This window comes from Pseudomonas sp. 9.1(2019), assembly GCF_009910445.1.
In the GTDB taxonomy this organism is placed as follows: domain Bacteria; phylum Pseudomonadota; class Gammaproteobacteria; order Pseudomonadales; family Pseudomonadaceae; genus Aquipseudomonas; species Aquipseudomonas paraversuta.
In genome coordinates this window covers 318906-341608 of the sequence record NZ_VBWF01000010.1, presented here as the reverse complement: position 1 = coordinate 341608, position 22703 = coordinate 318906, and the positions used below count along the sequence as shown (strand labels likewise).

Below are 22703 nucleotides of genomic sequence, written 5' to 3'. Positions count from 1 at the left end.
ATTGAAACTGAATCAGAGTGTCTACGAAGCCCGGGGCGATTCAACCAGCCTCCTCCTTGTTCCCAATTTTTCCAAATGTGGCTCGTTGTTTTGTAGCCGCAAAGAGCTGCTACTGGCCAGTAGGTAGCTAACCAAATCTACCCAGCTTGTATTTCCACATCAGCCTTTAACCCCAAGCAATGCCTCAAACTCTGAAACCTGAATCTCAGACGCTGTACTTAACATATCTTGCGCCAACTCTCGACGTTTACTGAGCAATTGATCCAGGGTGGCCTCAAAGGTGGTCAAACCACTGTCCAGCACGGTTGGGTAATACACATACACGTCCTTGGTTTGTCCTATTCGATACGCACGATCTGTAGCCTGATCTTCCTTTGCCGGGTTCCAGCACCGCGTAAAGTGAATAACATGGTTAGCTGCTTGGACGTTAACACCAAAGCCAACCGCAATGGTCGACAGAATGATTACTCCAAAGCCAGGTTGCGCCTGAAACTGGTCAATCAACTTCTGGCGACTCATGGCACTCTCGCTGCTCGTGCTGGTATCGCCATTAATCACCGTGGCACGCAAGCCGAGACGCTCTTGAATGGCATGTTGCAGTTCCCGCTGTATATCTCGAAGTTCGGTAAAGACAATGACCTTGTCCCCCTGCCCGGCGGCTTTGATGCTTTCCAGTGTGCGCATCAGCCACTGCATTTTGGGCGAGTGCTCACGTAAACGGGTATCCGGTTGCACGCTATAGGGATGGGCGCAGATCAATTTCAGCTTATGCAGTAAACCCAACATGCCTGAACTTTTCTGATCCAGTTGTTCTTCGATCTGCTGCTTTCGGCTATAGGCCGACACTTCGGATAGATACAGGTCTCGTTGAAGGCCATGCATGGTCAGCGAGCGACACCCAGGGTCTTCAATTTTTGTCGGCAAGTCCTTGGCGACGTCCTGCTTGGTCCGACGTAGCGTCTGCGGTTCTATGAGTTTGCGCAGTCGCTCAAGAGCAACCGTATCACGTTCGAGGGCAGCTTCGATCGGACGCTGATACTCACGACCGAACTGGTTCAATCCCCCCAAAAAGCCGGGCTGAATAAAGTCGAACAAGCACCAGAGATCAATCAGCGAGTTTTCAACCGGCGTGCCGGTGCATGCAACACGAAAACGTGCAGGGATGGCCTTAATTGCTTGGGTCACCAGGGCGGCAGGGTTCTTGAGTTTTTGCGCCTCATCACACACCACAATTGACCATTGCTGACGCGCTAGTGAGAACTCCTGGTCGCGCAGGGTTTCGTAGGTGGTCAGCACAATTCGGGCGCCACCAAGCCAGCCCGGGCGAAGAAGATTTTTGATGCCTTTAGCTTTGATATCAGCGGGTATTTCGTCCTTTTTAAACTTCACTGCGCTTAACGCAGCGCCATAAAGTTTGAGCACTGGCAATGCGTCGGCATAAAAGAACTGGCCAAGCTCGCGCTCCCAGTTATCCAGTAATGACACTGGCGCAACTATCAATACTGGTTTGTCCTGAGGATAAGTCTCGAGATACCAAACCAAAAAAGTCAGTAATTGAATGGTCTTGCCTAGGCCCATGTCATCCGCCAACAAACAGCCCGAGACATCGGTGGGCGACAATTTGAACAAGTGCTGAAGCCAGGCCACCCCTTGCAACTGATGCTCTCGCAGCACCACGTGGGGCTGAAGCAATGTGGGCAATTGCGGCACAGCATTAAGCCCTGCAAGCAATGCTTCTTGGCGCAACTGAACGTAGGTGGGCTCATCGATATTCTGACCGATTTGCAGCACCGCCCGCCCGACCTTTTCCACTTCTGGTTTAGCCGTTGAAACCGGGGCGATTTTTTTCGACCAAGCGTCAAGTAGTTGCTGTGCTGCCGGTAATTCAAGTTTAATAGTTGACTCGGGCAATAATACGGTCTGCTCGCCGTTGGCACGAGCGTCCTTCAAGCGTTGCGCGAAGTCGTCAAGCTGGGCCCTGTCAGAGGGGGCCCAATGACCGAATGCTTCAGCCCCCTGCGCTAAGTCGGCAATGTCTTTAGGCAACCAGTTCTCGGTGGCCTCTTTGACCAGAAACGGGGAGCTAATGCGCTCCGCTTCACCAATACCCGTAACTCGGTCGCCGTACTGCGATAAATCCAGCACCGAATCGAACTCGGCACCCATGGCTTCACTTTGCCAGCGTTTGAGCAGCTCTTTAATGCCCGCTAACTGGCGCAGATCAAAGTCACTCAGCTCCAGTTCGTAGCCCTGCCAGAATCCGGCTGGCATTCCCGCCGCGAGCTTCAATTCGAGCTCATGAACGAAAGGAGCAAACTCAAACGCGGCATGAAACGCCAATTCGATCGGGGTGTGGGCTGTGGGGGCGATTGGCTCAAGTGTCAACGTGATCTGTTGGATGCGTTGGCTTGGTTCGTCGACTTGAGTGTGCAGACTAAAGCGGTGGAAAAAGATGCCTGCAGCTGCCAAGCCTTCTTCGTAGACCGTGGCGTCGAGAACCTGGCTCGCGCTTTCCCCCAAGGCACTGTAAGGATTACGCACAAAGGACAGGGCGTCATCCCCTGCAACGCGGCGCCCCGGCAATGTATGCACATAATCCAGTACGGATTTAACCTCAGGCTCAATTAGTACATGGGTCAGCGAGCCATCATCGTCGGTAATCCGATAGCGATCCTGTACCTCTTGCTGGCCATCGAAACTGGAAAGCCAATTGGCAGGTTGACCCTCAAAAGAAGGTACGAGCTCTATAACCTGGATATCGCCCACCATGGATTTACGCGGGGTTAGTCGCAAACTATCTGGCTTGACCACCACCGTTTTATCCAGAAAACCATCCATCCCTGCACCGGCTTTTAAAGCCAGGCTACGAACACGCGCCCAGCCAATCTGGTTGGTCAGTTCGCCGGGGGTTTCCTGCTGCGCCAGGTAAAGATGACGCACGGCCCCCAGCAACCGCCATGAGGTCTGGGAAAGCATTTCAGTCTGTATGCCATGTTCAATCATTGCGCCTGTGCGTTGCACAGCTACAACGGCACCCGAGACCGGATCACGCCAACCGCTGATCGAAACCTTAAAATCAGGTGAGGCCAGGCTACCTTGACTCACCAACTGAGGAGTCAACGTCGTGAGCGGGGGCAGTCCCAATAAACCCAGACTGCTATGGTGCTCGGGATTTTCAATCAGGCGATAAAGCTCATCCCAAGACAGCAACCAGCGATCACTCAGTTGGCATGCAAACTCTTCTTCTTGCAACTGATCAAGGTACAGCGCCAATGGCCATGAATCAGCCTGATCGGCCAGGCTCAAGGGATAACACAGGCCCTGCTCTTCGACCGAGTAAAGCACTAAAGGCAACTCAGCCGTATTGCCAGCCTGACGATTTATCCCTGATAAAAAACGCTTGAACATCAATGTCTCCAGAACCGCAAAGGCTGATCGTTAACCTGCTTAAAACCTAACCGGTGCAAAGCTGCCATCGCGGTTGGCTCTGGGCGTTCCAGTTGCACGTAAAACGCGCCGCCTTTGGCGCGCGTGTCGCGCAGAGTATGGGGAATCCCTACCAAAGCGGCTCCTACCTTACCCTCAATGGACACTGACTGCGGTGTTGTATGCATCGGGGGTTGGACAGGCTGCGTAGAAATAGAGCCTTGTAAGGTGATACCCAACGCACGGAGTTCGTCATCAAAGTTTCTTAGCCAACCTCCCACCATATTCGGAATGCGAGGGGTTGGTTTATGCAGCATTCGCTTTGGACTGCGGCCTTGCTGCTTCAAATCATCCTTTATATCCAAAAAAGCCTTCTCTGGATTAAACGGACAGTTATCAACGGGATACACGAAGCAGGCATTGCCAGTCCCCGAAAACTCAACAAACAGGTAATTACCAATTTGCATCAACACTGCGTTGTTGTGGCTAGGGGCACCATCAAGACAACTCAATCTGCCTTTGTTTTTTTCACGGAAATGGGTGAAATCTTTACTGTTGTCATTTCTGGCACCCGTGCCCAATACGATTCGTGTGTAACTCATCTGATTGGCAAAACGTAACCAGTAGAACAGGCGCGCTTGATCCACATCAGCATCGCCTTTCAACAAGTTGAAGAAGTGCTCTAAATCTTCCTTGGCAAACCACGCCACCACCATGGCACACACGTCGGTCTCGACGTGTCGACGCCAACGGTTTTCTCTGGAGCGCATTTGCGGGCTACCCCAGTTATCCAGGGCGGCTTGCTTCAATATCGAACATGGTTTTTCACGGAACGACGCAAGGTAATAACGCGATAAACAAGCACTTAAAATATCGTGCACGTATTTCGGATGTTGAACTCCAAGGGCAATAAAACCGGCGATGCGGTACTCAAACTCAACATCGTCCAGGTGAAAAATCCGCGACAGCAGCACATTGAAAATTCGCCGCCACAGCCAGCTGCTGTCAGGGATTTGCGCGATGGTCTGCAATACCGATAAATCGTCAATTTCGCCGTTGAACATCTGCTCGCCCAGGCCTTCACCTGCCGTGTCAGTGAATAGATCTTCGTACTGCTGAACAATACGAATCCATTCCTTTTCACGCACCTGCCGGCTTTTTACGCTTTCCAATCCATCTTTTATATCTTGCCTGAGCGTGCACCAACTGAAATTGGCATCTGGCATCTCCGACTCATAGCCGAAGTAGCTGAAACACAGCGCCAGCCAATCACGCCGGCTCAGTGAACGCTGGCGGATACGTTCCTGCACCTGATGGTGAACACGGTCAAATAACTGACTCTCTTCAAGAATGGGTCCCACCCGCTCACTTTTATCGGCCAGACCTGAAAATATCATTCGCCATTCAGTAGGATTGAGCTTTTGTTCGTTTCTGAACTTGTTGATGGCTTCTCGTCGTTTCAGGTGAGGCGGCGGTAATGCCTGTTCGGCGCGTTCGTAGCGCTGATACAGCTCATGACTCGCCGCCTGCAAATGGCTGAAACGCAGCAGAGGCTCTGGGGTCATGCCAATACGTTTGCCGGAGAGTTGAGACTCGATGGCCGCTGCCAGCTTTGCCAGTGATCCGCTCATCGCGACATCGCCAACTGACACCTTTCGGTTTCAATGTTAGTGAATACCGGCACTTCCGGTACCAGTGCCCCCTCCTTCTCCTTCAAGCCATAGAACTGCATTCTCAATTCGACCCGACGGCTTTCTTCATTGGTGCCCTTGGCATTGTTGAACGACACACCTCCGGCCAGAAACATGGAGCGAATCTGCTGCTGGCGTTCGGCGGACAGACCAATTTGCAGCGGGCTTCGGCTATCGAGCAGGCTGCACATCACCCACTCGGAGCGTTGCAAGGACAAGTGCAAGTTGTATAAGTAAGAACCGACCGTGTCGGTAAACCCTTCAATCACCACCTGCTTGAACCACTTGCGCCCTTCCTCACTGTCTGCTGCATCGAGGATCAAAGGCACCACTTCTTGCAGGGCGTTTTGGCCCTCTGCATTGAGCGAATATTGGTTATGCCCAAAACGCCCTGCTTCACCGAAGCTGATGCGATTATCCTTGCAGTCCACCAGGATCGTCGTGTTTGAGTTTTTGGCGGTGAGCTGAAGATGCTCGCACAACCGTCCAATATCCTGGGTGCGTTGCTTCTCACCTTGCTCAGCCTGCTTGATGCGTTGGGTCACCGAGCTCAAGGACGCGACCATAACTACCAAAAACAAGATCATCATTGCCGTCATCAGGTCAGCGAAGGATATCCAGAACGGCTTTTCGCCTTCATCTTTCTGGCGCGTCGCCGAAGGCATCTGTTTACCAAACATGGGTAGCCTCCGTTACGACCTGATTTTTTCCATGACATCACTGAAATCTTCGATGCTTTCCTTCACCCCATCGACCCCTGCAGCGATACTCTTGACCGCTTTATCCAGCTCAAGGTCCAGGTTGCCTAGGGTCCGGCGCAGGACGTCGTCCATGCCATCGCCAAACTCTTTAAACCCATTGCCCAGTACACCGCTGATGTTGTCGAGGTACTCGTACACTTCACGGTTCATCGCTTGCAAACGCTCGCTCTGCGCTTTGAGGTCTTGCAAATACTGGCTGCGGCCGCTGGCTTCACCGTGAGCACTGGCTACCACGCCTTCAATAACTGCCAAGGTTGTAGTTAATGCTTCGCGGTTGTGGCGGTAGTCCGACAATACGGTCGTTAGCTCGCGGGTTGCCTGGCCCAACTCAGTCCCTGCCACCTGAACAGCCCCCATCAGGTTGGCTGTCGACTCACTAGCCTTGGTTACACTGTGGCCTGCAGTTTCAAATCGCTCAGCTGCAGCACGCATTTTCTCGGCGCCCACCTGCATGCTCTGTAAATGCTGTTCGGTTTGCGCACTCAGTGCCTTGACCGTGTCTTGCGCCGCTTGTTGCTGTTCACCAACGGTTTGTAGCAGGGCTCTGACCTGCTCATCCAGACCACCGACTAGATCCCGCGTACCTTGATGCAAATCGGCTTGCGCCGCGCGCGTCGATTGGTCCATCTGCTGCTGGCCACGCTCAAGTTGCGAGAACACCGCCGAAAGTTGTTCACCGAGGACATCCACCGAGCCTGCGATTTTTGACATGGTCGCTTCTTGGCCATGACCAATATTTTGCTGGATAGACTCGACAAACGCCTGAAGGTGTTCAGCCATGGCCTGTTGACGGGTTTCGCTGTCAGCAAACAGTTTCTCCATCTGCTGCGCCATACGCTGGCCCGCGCCTTCACCTTCATTGCCGATACGCGCTACTGATTCTTGCAAATGCGCCAACATCTCACTCATGCCCGCCTGCATGGCGTTCTGGGCCAAATGCATGTCCGTCAGCAACTGCGCAATCATCGTCGAGCTGGTCTGATTAGACGAGTCACTGGCCGAACGCATGTCTTGGATGAGCGTCGAAAAGCCCTGTTGCATCGATTGCATGGCAGCTACCGATTGCCCCATCAAGTCGTGCAGGCCATTAAACTGCTGGCCAAAGGTGCTTTCCAGTTTGTTCATAAATGCGACCAACACATCTTTTAGAATGCCTTCTACTTGCCCGGTTTGGGCACCGCTGGCGGCTTGCACTGCTCCAGCGATGGTTTCAAGGGGCTGCTTGAGGCTGTTCTCAATGGCACCGCTGACCTGATCAGCCAATAACTGACCTGAATCGCGATAAGTCGTGGACAAGGTGTCAGCCAGTTTCAGGCTTTCACGCACTTGAGTATCGACAAGGTTTTGCAGCATTTCCCGCAGGTCCGTGACCAGGCTGTCTTTGAGTTGACGTGTTTGAATTGAACTCTCGGCGCTGGAGCGCACAAGTTCAGCCAAATACTCTTCGCCCACGCCGCTATCGAACAGGCTGTCTAGGGTCTCGGTCAGGCCTTCGAGCAGTGTGTAGCAACGGCCTAAACGCCACTTTTCGACCAAAGTGACCAGAATTGAAACACCGATAGAAAATACAGAACCGACAAACGCAAAAAATACATCTTTTAGCAGCTTATCCAGGCTGGCATTAACCAATTCAGGGGTGCTGGGATCAAAGCTTTGCAGCCCTAACATAAGCCCAAAAAAAGTCCCGACAATACCGATACCCGTCAGGATGCCGGGAAGGTGTTTATAAAACTCTGTACGCAATGGCGTATCGACAACACTCTGAGCCGAGAAGAAATGAGCCGCGGCGGCTGTCGCACGCGAGCGAATCAAGACTTGCTCGCCCTCGCGAAATTCATACTGGTCGTGAAGCGTTTCCGAGTATTCATCCCAGGAATGCTCAAGCGAACTGCCCGCAAAAATTCGTTGAAGTTCAGAGCGGCGCTGTGCAGGTGGAAATGCTTTGGCCTTTTTAAGGGCAACCTTCAGCTCTGCAAGACTTTTAGCCAGCCCCAGGGATGGCCGTAAGTAGCGGAAGACGAATAACACAAGTAAAAAAAGCACGACACTGATCACTAACACAGGGGCTGTCAGCTGTTCCGCATTCGCGTCCTTCAACAGACTAAAAAATGTTGAGTCTTCCATTCCAGCACCTTTGAATATTTGATTTAAAAGCCTTTTCTCAAGGCAGCAATTTACCGAGAAAAGGTTTTATTTTTCTCTGGCCAAGACACAGCATTTTTTAGTTAGGAACGTCTAAAATGGGCTCCAGATAGAGCAAAAACAGGCAGGTTCATGTCTTTGTGCCAGCACGATAGCCTTACCTGTGATCAGGGTAAAGCCATAAGTTACTTGAACCGAGCCTTAGCTAACCGAATACGACTAAAGTCATACCTTGATCACTACGCCCCCGGAAAATTTGGGGCCATCCGAGAATACAATCGTTTTCCGCATGACTGACATGCATGGCTGCAGATTTGTATATCTGTTGAGGCATATGACCTTTTCACTCTCAGTGATGACTGCTAGTCGAGCTCTTGTTCGACACCGGTAAACCGGGTTATCGCCACTGCCTGAGCATCAGCAAAAAATGAGCGCCACAGAATAATGGCTAAGCGCCTTTACCTTGTGCCGACTGCTGGATATGCTCAATCAAACCGCTGCGTTACAAAGATGGTAGCTCTCACGCAACGAAATTATCGCGCATGAATCCCTCGTATCTTGTAATCACAGATAGGTTTCTCTTTTCATGTTCGAAATGGGGTCTATGCTGCGCATTCTTACCAGCAGCGATAAAGATAGCTTGCTAATGATCTGCCTATGTGAAGCGTCCTTGGGGATAGCGCTCACCTCTCAATCTCTTCGATCTAGGAGTTGGTTATGCTTGGTACAACAGATAATGGGCAAAAAGTAGTACTTAATCAGGACGGAACTTGGCACTACCAGAACGCCGGCTTGGCAAAGGCTGATAACCGACACTGCTTCCGAAAAACCTACTGGGGAATGCATGCAGCAGACGTCAAACAGTCTGAGACAAGCGTGGAATGGATCGAGGGAGATGGGTTCCTAGCTTTTGAATCAACACTTACCGGCAATAGCTGTTTGGTAGTTTTCGTATTTTTGAATGGCATACTGGTGCGCGGAAAGTATGTATTCAACCAAGATTTCGCTAATGCCAACACCTACCTATCCAAGTTCGATGAGCTAAAAGCCAGCCTGCAGAAAAAATACCCTCTCCTGATAAGCGATGATGAGTACTGGGTAAACGACTTGTTTCGTGACGATTATCAGAACTGGGGAACGGCAGTTAGCGCAGGACACATGTCTCGCTTCACTAACTGGGCAGATGAACAGACCAATATTTTTCTGTCTTTGACTGGGGAAGGTTACCAGTGCACCCTATCAATAGAGTACTCCGCCAAAGCCCACGAAGCAGATGAGGCGAAGCATAAAGAAGCTCTATTACTAGATATGCTCTGATACACAACCAATAACTCGGAACGCCAGGTGGGGGCTGGAAACATTCCCCACTTTCATTTTTTGTCAGCTGTTACCACGCCAATCCAAGGATTCTTGATTTGCCTATCAACACAGACGTCTGGACCGTTGGACCTATGCCGTGCAAGCTGCGCCAAACCCGATTGGCCAGTGAACAGTTACTGGAAGATATGATCATCAGCTCTCCAAGCATTCTCTCAGATGAGTGGATGCTGATAGGCAGACAAGAAAATACAGGTATGGGTGGCCGCATCGATCTGCTGGCGATTGCCCCCAATGGTGACCTGGTACTGATTGAGCTCAAGCGCGACCGCACGCCTCGCGAAGTCGTGGCTCAAGCACTTGATTACGCGGTGTGGGTCGAAGGACTACGTGAAAACGACATCGCCTCGATTTATCAACGTTTCAAACCAGGATGCAGCCTGTACGCAGATTTTCTGGCGCGTTTTGGTTTTGCGCTCGACGATGATGAATTGAACAAAAGCCATCAATTGATCATCGTTGCTACCGAACTGGATGCCAGCAGTGAACGAATCGTTGAATACCTGAGCAAGCGTGATATTCCGATCAACGTACTGTGCTTTCAGGTTTTCCAGGCAGGTGATCAGCAGCTATTAAGCCGATCATGGTTACTCGACCCTGTTCAGACACAAGTGAACGCTGTGTCGACCAGCGAAAGCCATAACGAGCCTTGGAATGGTGAATTTTACTGTTCGTTTGGCGACTCGACCTCGCGCTCTTGGGCCGATGCTGTCGATTTTGGCTTCATTTCCGGCGGTGGTGGTGCGTGGTATAGCAAAACACTGCAACTGTTGTCCCCGGGAGACCGCATCTGGGTCAACGTACCGCAACAAGGCTATGTCGGTGTAGGTCGCGTACTTGGCACCTCAACGCCTGCGAAAGATTTTACCGTTATGATTGACGTGGAAGAGCGTCCGATACTTGAAGTTGCAACGCGGGCCAACTACCACGCCGAATTCGCCGACGATCTGGAATTGTGCGACTACTTTGTGCCCGTCCAATGGCTGCAAAGTGTGCCTATCAGCCAAGCAGTGCGAGAAGTCGGCATGTTCGGTAACCAAAATACGGTGTGCCGCCCTACTACGCCGAAATGGCGCTGGACGATTGAGCGGCTGAAACAACACTTTCCGCATTTTGATGACGCGATTAAGACTGAGGAAACTAGCCTGCTTTAACGACGGACTAGCGCACATCTGATACAAAGCAATTGGGCATTACGTTGCTGCCCAATTGCTTGATCGATGCGTTAGGCTCCGAACCCGAGCAAACCTGCTGGACTGAGCAGGGTCAGAAAGCAGTTGAATCTTCTGGTTCTGGTGGCATCACCTCTGTTGTTGATTGCGTCATCTACTGCGCTGGCGAAATTACGCAGCAGCGCCTGCTCAGGCATGTTGTTGGCCATTTGCTGAATGACCAACTGATTTTCACTGGCGTTGTCGCGGATGGTGTAAGCGTAATTCGCAATGTCTATGTCAGTGATGTTGATCTATGTCAAACAGCTCGTTGAGACGTTCCAGTATCTGCGAAAGCAGCTCCTCCTTGATGTCCTTTGCTGCAGCAGAATCCAGCGCTTTGAATCCCCCGGGTTTCCTAGATACCTCTTTGCCCTAAACTGAGGCCAATTAGGAGGTGCCATGAGCAACCAGCGTCATCCCGAAGAATTCAAAATTCGAGCAGTCATAGAAGCTGCCTGTCGCTGAGGTAGCGGCCATTCTCGGCGTGTCGACTCATACCTCTATACCTTGATAACGCGCTACAGCAAACCTCAAGATGAACGGCTGCAGGATGAAGATCCGCACGCTGAGCTGCGTCGTCTGCGAGCAGAACTCACACGTGAGATACATTAAAAAAGGCCGCCGCGTACTTTGCCAAGGAGTGCGGCTGAAGTACGCTTTATCAAGCAACGCGGTCGACGATTCGATTCGATTCGATTGCTTTGCCTGACGCTGAAAGTCCATCCCTGCGGTTATTACGACTGGCTGTCCGAGCCGTAATCTGTGCGCACCGAGACATCAGCCATTACCTGGTGCCACGGTACAACTCGATTCGAGCTCATCAATGGTTTCATTGAGCAACCCCGATATTTCGAATTTCAGTAAGCAACCCCGCCTGAATGATCCGGCCTTAGATAAAAATAGTACCGCGCAGGTACAGCGCGCCGTGGCCACTGATAATGACTCGGTCGTTGTCCAGAACTTCACAGTGCAGTTGACCCTTGCGCGCCCCGCCTTGCTCCGCACTCAGGCTGCGCTTGCCCAGGCGCTTGGCCCAATAGGGTGCCAGAGAGGTGTGGGCCGAGCCGGTAACCGGGTCTTCATTCACGCCCACCCGAGGGCCGAACCAGCGCGAAACAAAGTCAAAGTGACGACTCGGTGCGGTAACCGCAACACCGCGCACGTCGAACGCGGCCAGCGCGGCAAAGTCGGGATTGAGGCCAGCGATGATGGCTTCATCCTCGACCACTACCACGTAATCATCTGTGCGATAAAGCGCATCGATCTGCTCCAGGCCCAAGGCTTGCAAAAGGCCTGGTGGGACTGCTACGAGTTCAGGCTGCCTGGCCGGGAAGTCCATGGCCAGGCGTGCGCCTTCACGGCGTACACGCAACTCGCCACTGCGAGTGGCAAAGCGCAGTATGTCGCGGTTTTCACCCAGCTGTTCGAACAGCACCCAGGCCGCTGCCAAGGTGGCATGGCCACACAGGTCGACTTCCACCGTGGGAGTAAACCAGCGCAACTCGAACACCTCACCGTTGCGCACAACATAGGCTGTTTCGGACAAGTTGTTTTCTGCGGCGATTTGTTGGAGCGTGGCATCAGGCAACCAAGTCTGCAGCGGACAAACCGCCGCCGGGTTACCGCCGAAAGTCTCAGAAGTAAAAGCGTCTACCTGGAAAATATCGAGTTGCATTTTTATCATTCCTGCCCGCTTGGGGTTTCTGTAGCCCGGATCTGCTCCAGGTAGTTGTAGATGGTGTATCGGGTTACGCCGAGCGCGGCGGCAGCTTTTTCAATCCCGCCTTTGACGATGAATATCCCGCGATCCTGCATCTGCCGAACAGCTTCAACCTTTTGCGGTTTTTTCATCCCTGCGACACCGCCGGGACAAGCGCCCTGAATGATCTCCGCCATCAACTGTTCCATATCTCTCGGCTCATCGACGCGGGGCTCTGGCGCGCCTTCAAGGCCCAGGATTCCAGCGAGTACAGCGTGGGCGGCGGCAATACCGCTCAAGTCGGCATTGATACACAGACTGGCGAATGGTTGCCCGCTACTGTCGCGATATACCACGGTGGAACTACGCAGCGGGCGGCCGTCAGGTGCGAGTGTCGAATAGTTCTCCACCATTATGGGATCAGAGCTTGAGTGATCTTGCATGGCGCGCCTGACGGCGATGAAGCCTGAATCCTGGCGTGGGCCGCCCAATACTGACCCGCCTACCCTTCTGCCAGTGATATGACCATTGGCGATGGCAAGGATGGATCTATCCGGATTGGCCAGATCATGTAACACGATCTCCGTATGAGGGCCTACGGCATTGCTGAGCATCTTGAGGGTGCTGTGAAGCACATTGAGTATCAGCTTGCGCTCGGCGGGTAATACTTCAGAAACCTTCATTGGTGCCTGCAGTGATTAATCGAATGGCAGGAAAAATATCAACAATAAGTTTAAATATCAATTTTTTGTTGAATCAAGGGCCGAGCGGAGAAAGCTCAAAGCATCCCTGAAAACCTGATGCCATCTTTCAGAAGGGTCACTCATCAGTGGGTGCCAGAAAAATCTGAATTCATGACCTCCATCATCTTCTGCAAAATGCACCCAGGTTTCGGGAAGGTCCTGGGCAACGTCGCACTCATGAAATGCCCATGTGTGCCCCGTTACAATGGATCGCCACTCACCCAGATCTCGCCTTGCCGTGGATTGAATCCCGGCTTCTTCCATCAACTCTCGCACAGCCGCTAAGGCGGTTGATTCACCTGGTTCGACACTGCCTTTGACTAATTGCAGGCCTGCCAATGGATGCTCAAATGCCAGGATCTCCAACGTTTCGCGGGCACGGAGAACCACAGGACAAGATTTATCTGCTGCCATACCGCCACACCTTTTCAGTTAACCGGGCGTCCTGATGCTTCACCCAGTTTTTTTGCAGGTCATTTCCTTGGCGCCGTAGCCCCAGGTTACAAGCGCTTCACCCTGGTGTTCCCAAAAACTCTCATTACGGCCCTGGTAATGTGCGCCGCTGCCCGAAGGCACGGCCAACATCAATGATTGCTGATTCTTGTAGGTCGCGTTGATGGACGGCGGGTCCGTCTGGAAGAAAGTCGCTACGACACTGCCATCACTGGCGCAATCAAACTTCACCGGGCCTGTGGAGGGAACCAGGCCATAGGCTGTCTGGATTTCGACGATACGCAGGGTGTAGCTGTCGCGCAGGCAGGTCTGCTTGTCGTCGGCTTTCCAGCACTCGTCACGGCCCTTGATCCAGCCACGTTGCTCGGCTTTGAGGGTTTTGGCCGCGTTTGCGGCCTTCTTCACGGCCGTGTCATAGACACCGGCCAGCTTGCGGTCCAGGGTCGACAGCTGTTCACTCTGGCAAATCAGCGTCTCGGCAGCGCTGGACATCCCGGGGCTGCACTTGAACGAAGGTTCAGTCCTGGCCTGGGCGGCGCTGGCGAACCCTGCAGCCAGCAATGCGAGGGGCAAGAAGGCTACTGAGGGATTGAAAGACATTTTGGTGCTCCTGATGATTCAAAACTTGATAAAACCAATGCAGCCCTTCAGGCCAATGGCAGCGCCCGGCATTCGCCGGGTAATGCACTGGCGGGAGCAACCATGGGAGTTTGCCCTATTCGTCCGCTAAATTGAGTGAAGCACCTTCAAGCGTCTTCCAGAGGTTACGCATGGTGGGGTTCTGATTGCTGATTGAGCAGCAGGAACGTATTTCCAGTCGTGTACTCCATTCATCACCCCCCGCTTTCACCAACTGTCCCCGCTGCAGTTGATCGATGACCGCGCTTTGGGGCAGCCACGCTACTCCGTAACCCTCGACGGCCATGCGCATCAGCAGCATCGTCATATCCGCCTCGTAGCACCGCTCCAACCTGCATGCTGTGGGGCCATTCTTTATGACGATCTCGGCCACACGCCCGAGAAAAGTCGTGGCCGTGTAGGCGAGATGAGGAACGGGTTTACTGGAGCTGCCCGGCAAGGGATACAGCGCATTTCCCCGGCGGTCAGGTGCGCACACCGGAATATACGCGTCATGCCCCAGGGTCAGACTGCCGAATTTTTCCGAATCGAGAACAATGGGCGCCAGGGGGTGGTGATAGACGAGCATCAGGTCGCAACTCCCCTCCTCCAGAGCTATGACGGCGTCGTGGATGTTGGCGGCAACGACCCGCACATTGAATTGCTCGTTGTGCTGCTGAAATTGCTTCAGCCATTTGGGCAGGAATGTCATCGACAGGCTGTGGCCGGCAGTAACCTGGATGGATCGCCCCGGCATCCGCTCTACCTCGCGCAGGCTGGAGCGCAACCTCATCAGCCCCGCCAATGCCTCGCGGCTCTCTTCACTGAATGCACGCCCGGCAGGCGTGAGCTGGACCGGATAGGTGCCGCGATCCACCAGCTCTGCACCCACCCATTCTTCAAGTGACTTTATACGCCGCGACAAAGCCGACTGGGTCACACAGCGAACCTCAGCCGCCCGAGAAAAGTTCTTCCACTCTGCGACCGCCAGAAGATCATCCAGCCATTTGATTTGCATAGCCTCACCCCATGCTGCGAACAGCCAGTGTATAGCGCCCCGGCAGTGCCCAGGCAGCTCCTGGAGAAACTATTCCAAAAGCGCATAGGCCCATCCTGATTACTCATCAAGACCTGCGGGGCCTGTCTCTAGAATCTCGAACCTGAGGTCGCCGCCATAGCGTCACGGCAGCAACACACTTGTCTGCAGCCAAGTAGAAAAAGCACAAAAACAACTTGAGGAAAGCGCTGTGAAGAAAAATAAGCTTGGGCGTCGAATTGCGATTGGCATTGCCTTGGGGGTGCTTGTTGGTTGGGCATGTCACCATTTCGCAGGCAGCGAACAGAGAGCCGAAGAGATAGCGTCTTACTTCTCGCTGGTCACCGACATTTTCTTGCGCATGATCAAAATGATCATTGCCCCTCTGGTGTTCGCCACCCTGGTCGGCGGCATTGCCAGCATGGGCAACTCTCGTTCCGTCGGGCGCATAGGCTTGAGAGCCATGACCTGGTTCGTCACGGCTTCGGTGGTATCCCTGGCTATCGGGATGGGCCTGGTCAACCTGTTTCAACCCGGTGCCGGCCTGAACATGGAGGTGGTCCAGCATGCCGCGAGTCCGGCAATGGTCAACACCGGAGATTTCAGCCTCAAAGTGTTCATCAGCCACGTGTTTCCTCGCAGCATTGCCGAGGCGATGGCCAATAACGAGATCCTGCAAATCGTGGTGTTCTCGCTGTTCTTCGGTTTTGCCCTGGCGGGAGTCAAGCGCGCCGGTTACACCAGGATCGTCGACAGCATTGAAGAGCTGGCCAAAGTGATGTTCAAGATCACCGACTTCGTCATGGCCTTTGCACCCATCGGGGTTTTTGCAGCCATTGCGTCGGCGATTACTACCCAGGGCGTGGGGCTGCTGGTCGATTACGGCAAGCTGATTGCCGAGTTTTATCTGGCAATCCTCATCCTCTGGGCAGTGTTGTTCGGCGCCGGCTACTTTTTTCTCGGCCGCTCGGTATTTACCCTGGGCAAGCTCATTCGTGAACCCGTGCTCCTCGCGTTTTCCACCGCCAGCAGCGAATCCGCGTACCCGAAAACCATGGAGGCACTGGAGAAATTCGGCGCGCCGAAGCGCGTATCCAGCTTCGTACTGCCATTGGGATACTCGTTCAACCTCGATGGTTCGATGATGTATCAAGCGTTCGCCATCATGTTCATTGCTCAGGCCTACAACATTGACTTGAGCTTCACACAGCAACTTCTCATCTTGCTGACGCTGATGGTTACCAGCAAGGGTATGGCGGGTGTAGCCCGGGCATCAGTGGTGGTGGTAGCGGCAACCTTGCCCATGTTCAATCTTCCCGAAGCCGGAATTTTGCTGATCCTTGGCATTGATCAGTTTCTGGATATGGCTCGCACCGCCACCAACGTTGTGGGCAACAGCATTGCCACCGCTGTGGTTGCGAAGTCCGAACCCTGTGATGAATCGGCAGAGGAAGCTGACGATGCACAACGCTCACCGGTAAATCCTCAATCCGTATGTCCTGTCCCGGCGGCTTATGGTGTTGCGTCATGAAGAGCAAATCAGCGCCATCCGGGGACGCAGCCACTGTTCGAAAACTTGGCATTGTGGGTGGCCTCGGCTCCCTGGCCGGGGGGGATCTGTTCTACAAGCTGGTCAAGTCCAGGGCCGTGCTTGAGGACCAGGGCCGCTATCACTTCCTGTTCGAGCAGCATCCGTTCAAGGACGTGCTGCTGCCCCTGGACAAGGGCGCGAATATGACATCGCGCAAGTTCTACGTGTTCCAGGTCTGTAAAACTTTTGAAGAAAGTGGCGTAGATGCGGTGATGCTTCCGTGCTTCGCCAGCCATACATTCCGGTCTGAAATTCAGGAAGAACTGAGTATTCCCGTACTCGACATGATGGCTGCCCTGCGCAGTCACATTGACCATATCGCCAAACCTGGCGTCACCCTGGGTATCGTCGCCTCTGACTACGTGCGCCATTGCGGTTTGTTTGAGCGCTATTTTGGCACTGACTTCAAGCTGGTTTATCCCAGCGATGAAGTGCAGTCAGGGCTGATGGCAGCGATGTATGGCGTCAATGGCATCAAGGATGGCTATCTGCACGGGGTACCTCTGGAGTCTGCTTATCAGGCTTGCCTTTCGCTACAGGAACAAGGGGCAAGCATTGTCTTGCCTGGCATGACTGAACTCTCGCTGGTCTGTGGTGATCTGCAGCGACGGGGTATTGCAGTGCTGGATATCAACGAGCTTTATGCCGGTTTCGCGACCCTGAACAAAGGTCAATCGAGTCGCCCCCCCTTCAAACTGGGGATAGTGGGGGGGGTGGGCCCGGCAGCGACGGTCGACTTCATGGCCAAGGTCGTTACACATACACCGGCAGGCCGTGATCAGGAACATATCAAAATGGTGGTCGAGCAAAACCCGCAGATTCCTGATCGCACGGCCAACCTGCTGCATGACGCAACGGATCCGACCATGGCGATGTACGCAACGTGCAAGCGCCTGGAAAGTGCAGGCGCCAATGCGATTGCGATTCCCTGCAATACCGCCCACGCCTTTGTTGAACGTATTCAGGCATACCTGCGGGTCCCCATTGTCAACATGCTGACTGAGACAGTGGACGCCATTGTCCGGCAGTACGGCGCTGGCAAAACAGTCGGCTTGCTGGCGACCTCGGGCACCATAAAAAGCCAGGTCTACCAGGACGCTGCCCGGCGCACCGGACTGCAAATAATTGTCCCCGGCGTCGACTACCAGGCGCTGGTCATGGATTCGATTTATGGCGCGCGCGGGATTAAAGCCGGGTTCACTGAAGGCATCTGTAAAGATCAGCTATTGCTCGCTGCAGAACACTTGTGTGAATCGGGTGCCGAAGTGCTCATCCTCGGCTGTACGGAGCTGCCTCTGGTGCTGGAGCACAGCAAGGCTTACATGATCAACGGCCATCAAGTGGCATTGATAGACCCGACAACCCTCCTGGCAATCAAGTGCATTCAGCTTTCCCGGGAAAACCTGATCCAACGGCAGAGTGTTCCTGCCGGTTAGAGGCCCATACAGTTTGCAGGGGTTGATTCAATTCATGAGGCACGGAAAGCCTCTATAAATCTCGGAAACCACCTGCATCGTTGCCTCTTCAAGGGTTCCTTCATTACGGCATAACACCCAGCCGTGATCTGCAACCCCTTGCTCGAATCCCAGGGTGCAGGCGACATGTTCTTCCAGGTCATGCAGCACGGTGCTGCCCAGGCCCCGGGAACGTGCCGCTGCCCTCGCCCATGAAATTTCAGGGGCGGTGACCACCCCGACATGCAGGTCTGGCACTCGCACGTTGCGATCAAGGTTCAACTGCACAATTTCTGCAAACGGGACTATTCGGCGAAACGCGGCATCGGACGGGTACCAGCGATCGATCAGGATGATGCTGTCCGCGGGCTGTTTAGTCAGTACGTGCCGGGAAATCCAGGCCCGGCTGTCAGCAAGGCGCTGACAAACCTGCCACTCCAGATCCCGGCCCGGATTTCTGGCGAGTGTGTTCACCAGGGCCATCGTTTCAGCCCTGAAGGGATCGCTTTTTTTCTCGCAAAGGCGGATCACCTTCTGGTTGTCGGCCCGCAATACTTTGGTAATGGCCTCAAGCAGTGTGGTTTTACCGGCCCCCTTGGGGCCATCCAGTGAAACAAACAGCGGACGATTCATTCTTCACATATCGATTGAAAGACGGTTTGTTTTTCGCCCTGAGCGCAGCTGGAGCTGGAGCTGCCAGCTGCAAACAGGGTTGAGGGCCCGATAAACAGGCATTGATGAACACTCTAACCCGATTTGTGGCCAGCGCCCGAAGGTAAACCTGCGGCGTTGTTCAAGCTCAGCTCACTTTGCGCCCTTCAACCGGGTAGGCCGGATCGGTAAAGCCGTGGGTCGAGGCATGACCCGGCACCACCAGGCTATCCACCAGTTTCTCGTCATCCGGTCCCAGTTCCAGCCCTAGAGCCTGCATATAGCCGTCCCAGTGCGCCTCTGTCCGGGGGCCTGCAATCGCTGCGCTGATCAATGTGTTTTTAAGCACCCAGGCAATAGCAAAGGCGACTGAAGTAGTGCCGCGATCGGCCGCATGCCGGGCAATGGTCTGGGCAATTTTCAACGACTCGGGACGCCATTCAGTCTGCTGGATACGCTTGTCACCGCGCCCTGCCCTGGTATCCGCCGGTGGCGGCGCGTCCACCGGGTATTTACCGCTGAGCACGCCCCGTGCAAGGGGGCTGTAAGGCACAACCCCGATGCCGTAATTGCCTGCAACAGGCAGTTGCTCAACCTCGGCAATACGATTGACGATGTTGTACAACGGCTGGCTGACGCTCGGCCGCTGGATGCCCAACGAATCAGCGAGGCGAACCATCTCGGCGATTTTCCAGCCGTGGAAATTGGAAACCCCGTAATAGCGGATCTTGCCCTGGCGAATCAGATCGTCGATTGCGCGCAATCCCTCTTCCATCGGCGCATCACTCAAGGTGCGGTGGAAATACAGAATGTCGACATAGTCGGTGCCCAGGCGTTTGAGGCTGGCCTCGACACTCTGCATGATCCATTTGCGCGACTGCCCCTGTTGATTCGGGCCCGCGTCAGCCGACGACGGGTAACCGAACTTGGTGGCCACTACCCAGTTGTCGCGCTGCGCTGCAATGGAACGGCCGACCACTTCTTCGGAACGCCCGGCGTGGTAAGCATCTGCGGTATCGATGAAGTTGATGCCTGCGGCGCCCGCCTTGTCGATGATGCGCTTGCTGGTAGCCTCATCGGTCTCGCCGCCGAACATCATGGCGCCCAGGCACAAAGGCGATACTTTCAGGGCGCTGCGGCCCAGATAATGGTAATTCATCATCGATCCTCAAAGGCGTTTGCAAGAGCAGTTGATCCTAGACCAGTTCCTGTTACTGATTGAGGTGCAAAAAAGGGATGCGGCTGTGCCAGTGGCACAGCCCTGAGGATCGATACCTGGTCGCTGCCGGTCACTGGCTCAAAAGCCCTGAGCCAGGCGCATCGATTCAGGTCTGCCCATGGGTCAACAGAGCATGCAGCATGCTTGCAATCAATTCGGGGGAGTCTTCCTCCACCAGGTAGCCCGGTCTTTCCAGCAGCATGGCCCTGGGCAGTGCAGACAGCGTCTGATAAACCAGGAACTCAGCCTTTTGCGGGTCCTTGACCCGGATCTCGCTGGCGAACCGTTGCATCAACGCCGAACTCGCGGTGCTGGTCCACAGCGGTTTGTCCTTGACCACATCCAGTCGCACCAGTTCTTCGTAATGGGTTGAGCGCACGCTGAACGCCGGGTCGAACTGGTTTTTCTTGACGTGGGCGGCCATCACGACTCGCAAGGCCAGCAAAATGCCGTCGAGCAATGTGCTTTGCGCTGGCAGCGCCATGATGTCGCTGAACAGCGCAGTGCGCGCCTCAGACCGGTAATCGTCAAAAATCGCTGCGATCAGTGCATCGATCGTCGGGAAGTACTCATAGATAGAGCTGATTGCCACGCCCGAATCCGCTGCGAGACGCATGGCACTCAAGGCTTCGCGGCCTTCGTTTTCAAGAATCTGGCGCCCGGTCTGTTTTACCGCACTCACCAGTGCAATAGAACGGGGCTGGCGCGGCTCCTTGCGTGGCTGCGCCGGTATTTCTACCTGTATGCCCTGACCGTTTCGGCTTGGTTTGATCATGCGCTGTTTCTCCGGAATGCTGCCTGGCGGGTCAGTCCCGCCAGGCAGCAAGCTGGAGTATGTACGAGCAGGCTCCTTTAGTCAGTGAGTCGTGCGAGTACTGCGCGTACCGTCGGTGGAATGGTTACAGGGGTATTGCTGGCCCGATCGACGTAGACATAGACGATATGGGCTGCTGCGCAGGCCAGCGGTTCGTCGTTGCGAAACAGGCCCAGTTCGTATCGCGCGCTGCTGTTGCCCAGCCGCGATATTTTCATTCCGACACTGATCCGGTCGGGAAAACACAGGGATGAGAAGTACGTGCAGCCTGAATTGACAATCAGCCCGACGACGGGACTGTGGGCGATGTCCAGAGTGCCTTGCTCCACCAGATAGGCCGTGATTGCCGACTCACAGTAAGAGTAATAGACCACATTGTTTACATGCCCATAGGAGTCATGGTCGCCCCAGCGTGTAGGCATCTGGGTAATCCGGCGAAACTCTTCGCGGTGCGCACGTTCGATCTTGTTGCTCACAGAATGCTCCTGTAAATCGCGCGTACGTCTTGCTCACGGACGGGCCGGGGATTATTGCCCAGCAGGCGGGTCTGCTTCATGGCATCAGTCACCAGCAACTCGATATCAGACTCGGTAATGCCCAGGTCGCGCAGGCGGGTCGCCAGCCCCAACTCGCCGGCCAACGCCCCCAGGTAGTCGGCCAATGCCATGGCTTTTTCCCTGTCACTGCCATTGAGGCCGGGCAGCACAATATCGGCCAGTTGCGCATACAAAGGTGCGACCGCCTCAAGGTTGAAGCGCATCACCGGCCCCAGCACCAGCGCATTGGAAAGCCCGTGGGGCACATGAAAATGTGCGCCAAGGGGATAGGCCAGGGCGTGCACTGCCGCCACCGGTGAGTTGGCGAACGCCATGCCTGCCAGGCATGCGCCGAGCAGCATATTTTCCCGCGCTTGCAGATTGCTGCCGTCCTGGCAGGCCTTGAACAGGCTGGTGGACAACAAACGCAGGGCTTCGCGAGCCAGGCAGTCGGAGATCGGGTTTTTCAGATCCTTGCTGGTGTAGGCCTCGACGGCGTGGACCATGGCATCAATGCCGGTGGCGGCAGTGACATGGGGCGGCAGGCCAAGGGTCAGTTCGGCGTCCAGTATCGCCAGGTCAGGCAGCAGCAGCGGCGAATACACCACGTTTTTCTGACCTTCGCCGGTGGTCACCACCGATACCGGGGTCACCTCCGAGCCCGTCCCTGCCGTGGTGGGCACCAGAATCAACGGCAAGCGCGGGCCTTTGGCCAGGTTAATGCCATAGACCTCAGCCAGGCCCTCACCGCTGCAGGCCAGAAGTGCCACCAGTTTGGCGACATCCAGCGAACTCCCTCCCCCCAGCCCCAGCACACAATCAGCAGCACAGGCTTTGGCCACGTCTACAGCAATCTGAATCACCGACTCCGGCGGGTCGGCCTGTACCTGGGAAAATACCCTGACGGCGACGGGGCTGTTCTCGAAGCTGGCGAGCACGGCATCCAGCAAGCGTGCCGCGATAACCCCGGCATCGGTCACCACCAGTACCGATGTGCAGCCCATGGCCTGTACATGCTCGGCGAGCCGAGTTGCGGCGCCCCGCTCGATGATCATTGAAGCGGTGGTCTGAAATACCATTTTCAACATAAAGGCCTCACAAATTGGTGTGTTGCGTCCAGTTTTTGTTGTTGCTTGCAAAGCACATCACTCAGGGGCAAATGCCCTCACCCGAGCGTGGGGAAAACCCAGTGTATTGCAGCCGGGCCACTGCACAGCGGGCAAAAACAGTCTTCGCCGGGAATCCGGAATCAGTCCTGGAAAGGACCTCGATGAATAG

The 22703-nt window shown here is 54.4% G+C and carries 19 protein-coding genes and 1 pseudogene; 6 read left to right on the top strand and 14 right to left on the bottom strand.

Annotated elements, in window-relative coordinates; translation table 11 throughout:
* Positions 1–159 precede the first annotated feature (159 nt).
* Genes zorD through zorA1 form a run of 4 tightly spaced genes read right to left on the bottom strand, consistent with a single transcriptional unit; the run spans position 160 to position 8002 of the window.
* The gene (gene zorD, locus FEZ21_RS15005) at positions 160–3408 is read right to left on the bottom strand and encodes a type I Zorya anti-phage system protein ZorD (RefSeq protein ID WP_160627681.1); all 3249 of its coding nucleotides are present in this window, start codon (positions 3406–3408) and stop codon (positions 160–162) included.
* Positions 3408–5057 (bottom strand): type I Zorya anti-phage system protein ZorC, encoded by a 1650-nt coding sequence (zorC, locus tag FEZ21_RS15000; protein ID WP_160627678.1) that lies wholly within the window; start codon positions 5055–5057, stop codon positions 3408–3410. Before zorC ends, zorD begins: the two co-directional genes overlap by 1 nt.
* Positions 5054–5797: a type I Zorya anti-phage system protein ZorB1 gene (gene zorB1 / locus FEZ21_RS14995; RefSeq protein WP_160627676.1), complete on the bottom strand. Its 744-nt coding sequence runs from the start codon at positions 5795–5797 to the stop codon at positions 5054–5056. Before zorB1 ends, zorC begins: the two co-directional genes overlap by 4 nt.
* 12 nt (positions 5798–5809) lie before the next feature.
* Positions 5810–8002 carry a type I Zorya anti-phage system protein ZorA1 gene (gene zorA1 / locus FEZ21_RS14990; protein WP_160627674.1) on the bottom strand — a complete coding sequence of 731 codons (2193 nt, stop codon included), beginning with the start codon at positions 8000–8002 and terminating at the stop codon, positions 5810–5812.
* Between the two features lie 735 nt (positions 8003–8737).
* Between zorA1 and FEZ21_RS14985 the strand changes: the two genes are divergently transcribed.
* The 4 genes and pseudogenes from FEZ21_RS14985 to FEZ21_RS14970 form a co-directional block, all read left to right on the top strand.
* The gene (locus tag FEZ21_RS14985) at positions 8738–9337 is read left to right on the top strand and encodes a hypothetical protein (protein ID WP_160627672.1); all 600 of its coding nucleotides are present in this window, start codon (positions 8738–8740) and stop codon (positions 9335–9337) included.
* 98 nt (positions 9338–9435) lie between these two features.
* Positions 9436–10551 (top strand): endonuclease NucS domain-containing protein, encoded by a 1116-nt coding sequence (locus tag FEZ21_RS14980; RefSeq protein ID WP_160627670.1) that lies wholly within the window; start codon positions 9436–9438, stop codon positions 10549–10551.
* Between the two features lie 32 nt (positions 10552–10583).
* Positions 10584–10883, top strand: coding sequence for a hypothetical protein (locus tag FEZ21_RS14975; protein WP_160627668.1), 300 nt, complete (start codon positions 10584–10586; stop codon positions 10881–10883).
* A 127-nt stretch (positions 10884–11010) separates the two neighbouring features.
* Positions 11011–11367, top strand: a pseudogene (locus FEZ21_RS14970) (transposase); the annotation flags it as partial.
* A 133-nt stretch (positions 11368–11500) separates the two neighbouring features.
* Here FEZ21_RS14970 and FEZ21_RS14965 read toward each other — a convergent pair.
* The 5 genes from FEZ21_RS14965 to FEZ21_RS14945 form a co-directional block, all read right to left on the bottom strand.
* Positions 11501–12286: a PhzF family phenazine biosynthesis protein gene (locus FEZ21_RS14965; RefSeq protein ID WP_160627666.1), complete on the bottom strand. Its 786-nt coding sequence runs from the start codon at positions 12284–12286 to the stop codon at positions 11501–11503.
* A 5-nt stretch (positions 12287–12291) separates the two neighbouring features.
* On the bottom strand, positions 12292–12993 hold the full coding sequence (locus tag FEZ21_RS14960; RefSeq protein WP_160627664.1) for a transcriptional regulator: 702 nt from the start codon (positions 12991–12993) through the stop codon (positions 12292–12294).
* 57 nt (positions 12994–13050) lie between these two features.
* Positions 13051–13467 (bottom strand): NUDIX domain-containing protein, encoded by a 417-nt coding sequence (locus tag FEZ21_RS14955; protein WP_160627662.1) that lies wholly within the window; start codon positions 13465–13467, stop codon positions 13051–13053.
* Between the two features lie 39 nt (positions 13468–13506).
* Complete coding sequence (locus FEZ21_RS14950) at positions 13507–14106, bottom strand: MliC family protein (protein ID WP_010656483.1); 600 nt, start codon at positions 14104–14106, stop codon at positions 13507–13509.
* A 115-nt stretch (positions 14107–14221) separates the two neighbouring features.
* Positions 14222–15142, bottom strand: coding sequence for a LysR substrate-binding domain-containing protein (locus FEZ21_RS14945; protein ID WP_160627660.1), 921 nt, complete (start codon positions 15140–15142; stop codon positions 14222–14224).
* A gap of 229 nt (positions 15143–15371) precedes the next feature.
* Here FEZ21_RS14945 and FEZ21_RS14940 point away from each other — a divergent pair, with 229 nt between their 5' ends.
* Positions 15372–16691 (top strand): dicarboxylate/amino acid:cation symporter, encoded by a 1320-nt coding sequence (locus FEZ21_RS14940; RefSeq protein ID WP_160627658.1) that lies wholly within the window; start codon positions 15372–15374, stop codon positions 16689–16691.
* The gene (locus FEZ21_RS14935) at positions 16688–18187 is read left to right on the top strand and encodes an amino acid racemase (protein ID WP_160627656.1); all 1500 of its coding nucleotides are present in this window, start codon (positions 16688–16690) and stop codon (positions 18185–18187) included. The genes FEZ21_RS14940 and FEZ21_RS14935 overlap by 4 nt, the downstream gene beginning before the upstream one ends.
* Before the next feature lie 27 nt (positions 18188–18214).
* Here FEZ21_RS14935 and FEZ21_RS14930 read toward each other — a convergent pair whose 3' ends face one another.
* The 5 genes from FEZ21_RS14930 to FEZ21_RS14910 all read right to left on the bottom strand — a co-directional run bounded on the left by FEZ21_RS14930 (position 18215) and on the right by FEZ21_RS14910 (position 22513).
* Positions 18215–18838: a dTMP kinase gene (locus tag FEZ21_RS14930; protein WP_003445590.1), complete on the bottom strand. Its 624-nt coding sequence runs from the start codon at positions 18836–18838 to the stop codon at positions 18215–18217.
* Between the two features lie 166 nt (positions 18839–19004).
* Positions 19005–20015 carry an aldo/keto reductase gene (locus FEZ21_RS14925; RefSeq protein ID WP_160627654.1) on the bottom strand — a complete coding sequence of 337 codons (1011 nt, stop codon included), beginning with the start codon at positions 20013–20015 and terminating at the stop codon, positions 19005–19007.
* 166 nt (positions 20016–20181) lie between these two features.
* Positions 20182–20850 carry a TetR/AcrR family transcriptional regulator gene (locus FEZ21_RS14920; RefSeq protein ID WP_003445586.1) on the bottom strand — a complete coding sequence of 223 codons (669 nt, stop codon included), beginning with the start codon at positions 20848–20850 and terminating at the stop codon, positions 20182–20184.
* A 77-nt stretch (positions 20851–20927) separates the two neighbouring features.
* Positions 20928–21365: a thioesterase family protein gene (locus tag FEZ21_RS14915; RefSeq protein WP_160627652.1), complete on the bottom strand. Its 438-nt coding sequence runs from the start codon at positions 21363–21365 to the stop codon at positions 20928–20930.
* On the bottom strand, positions 21362–22513 hold the full coding sequence (locus FEZ21_RS14910; RefSeq protein ID WP_160627650.1) for an iron-containing alcohol dehydrogenase: 1152 nt from the start codon (positions 22511–22513) through the stop codon (positions 21362–21364). Before FEZ21_RS14910 ends, FEZ21_RS14915 begins: the two co-directional genes overlap by 4 nt.
* Positions 22514–22703 lie beyond the last annotated feature (190 nt).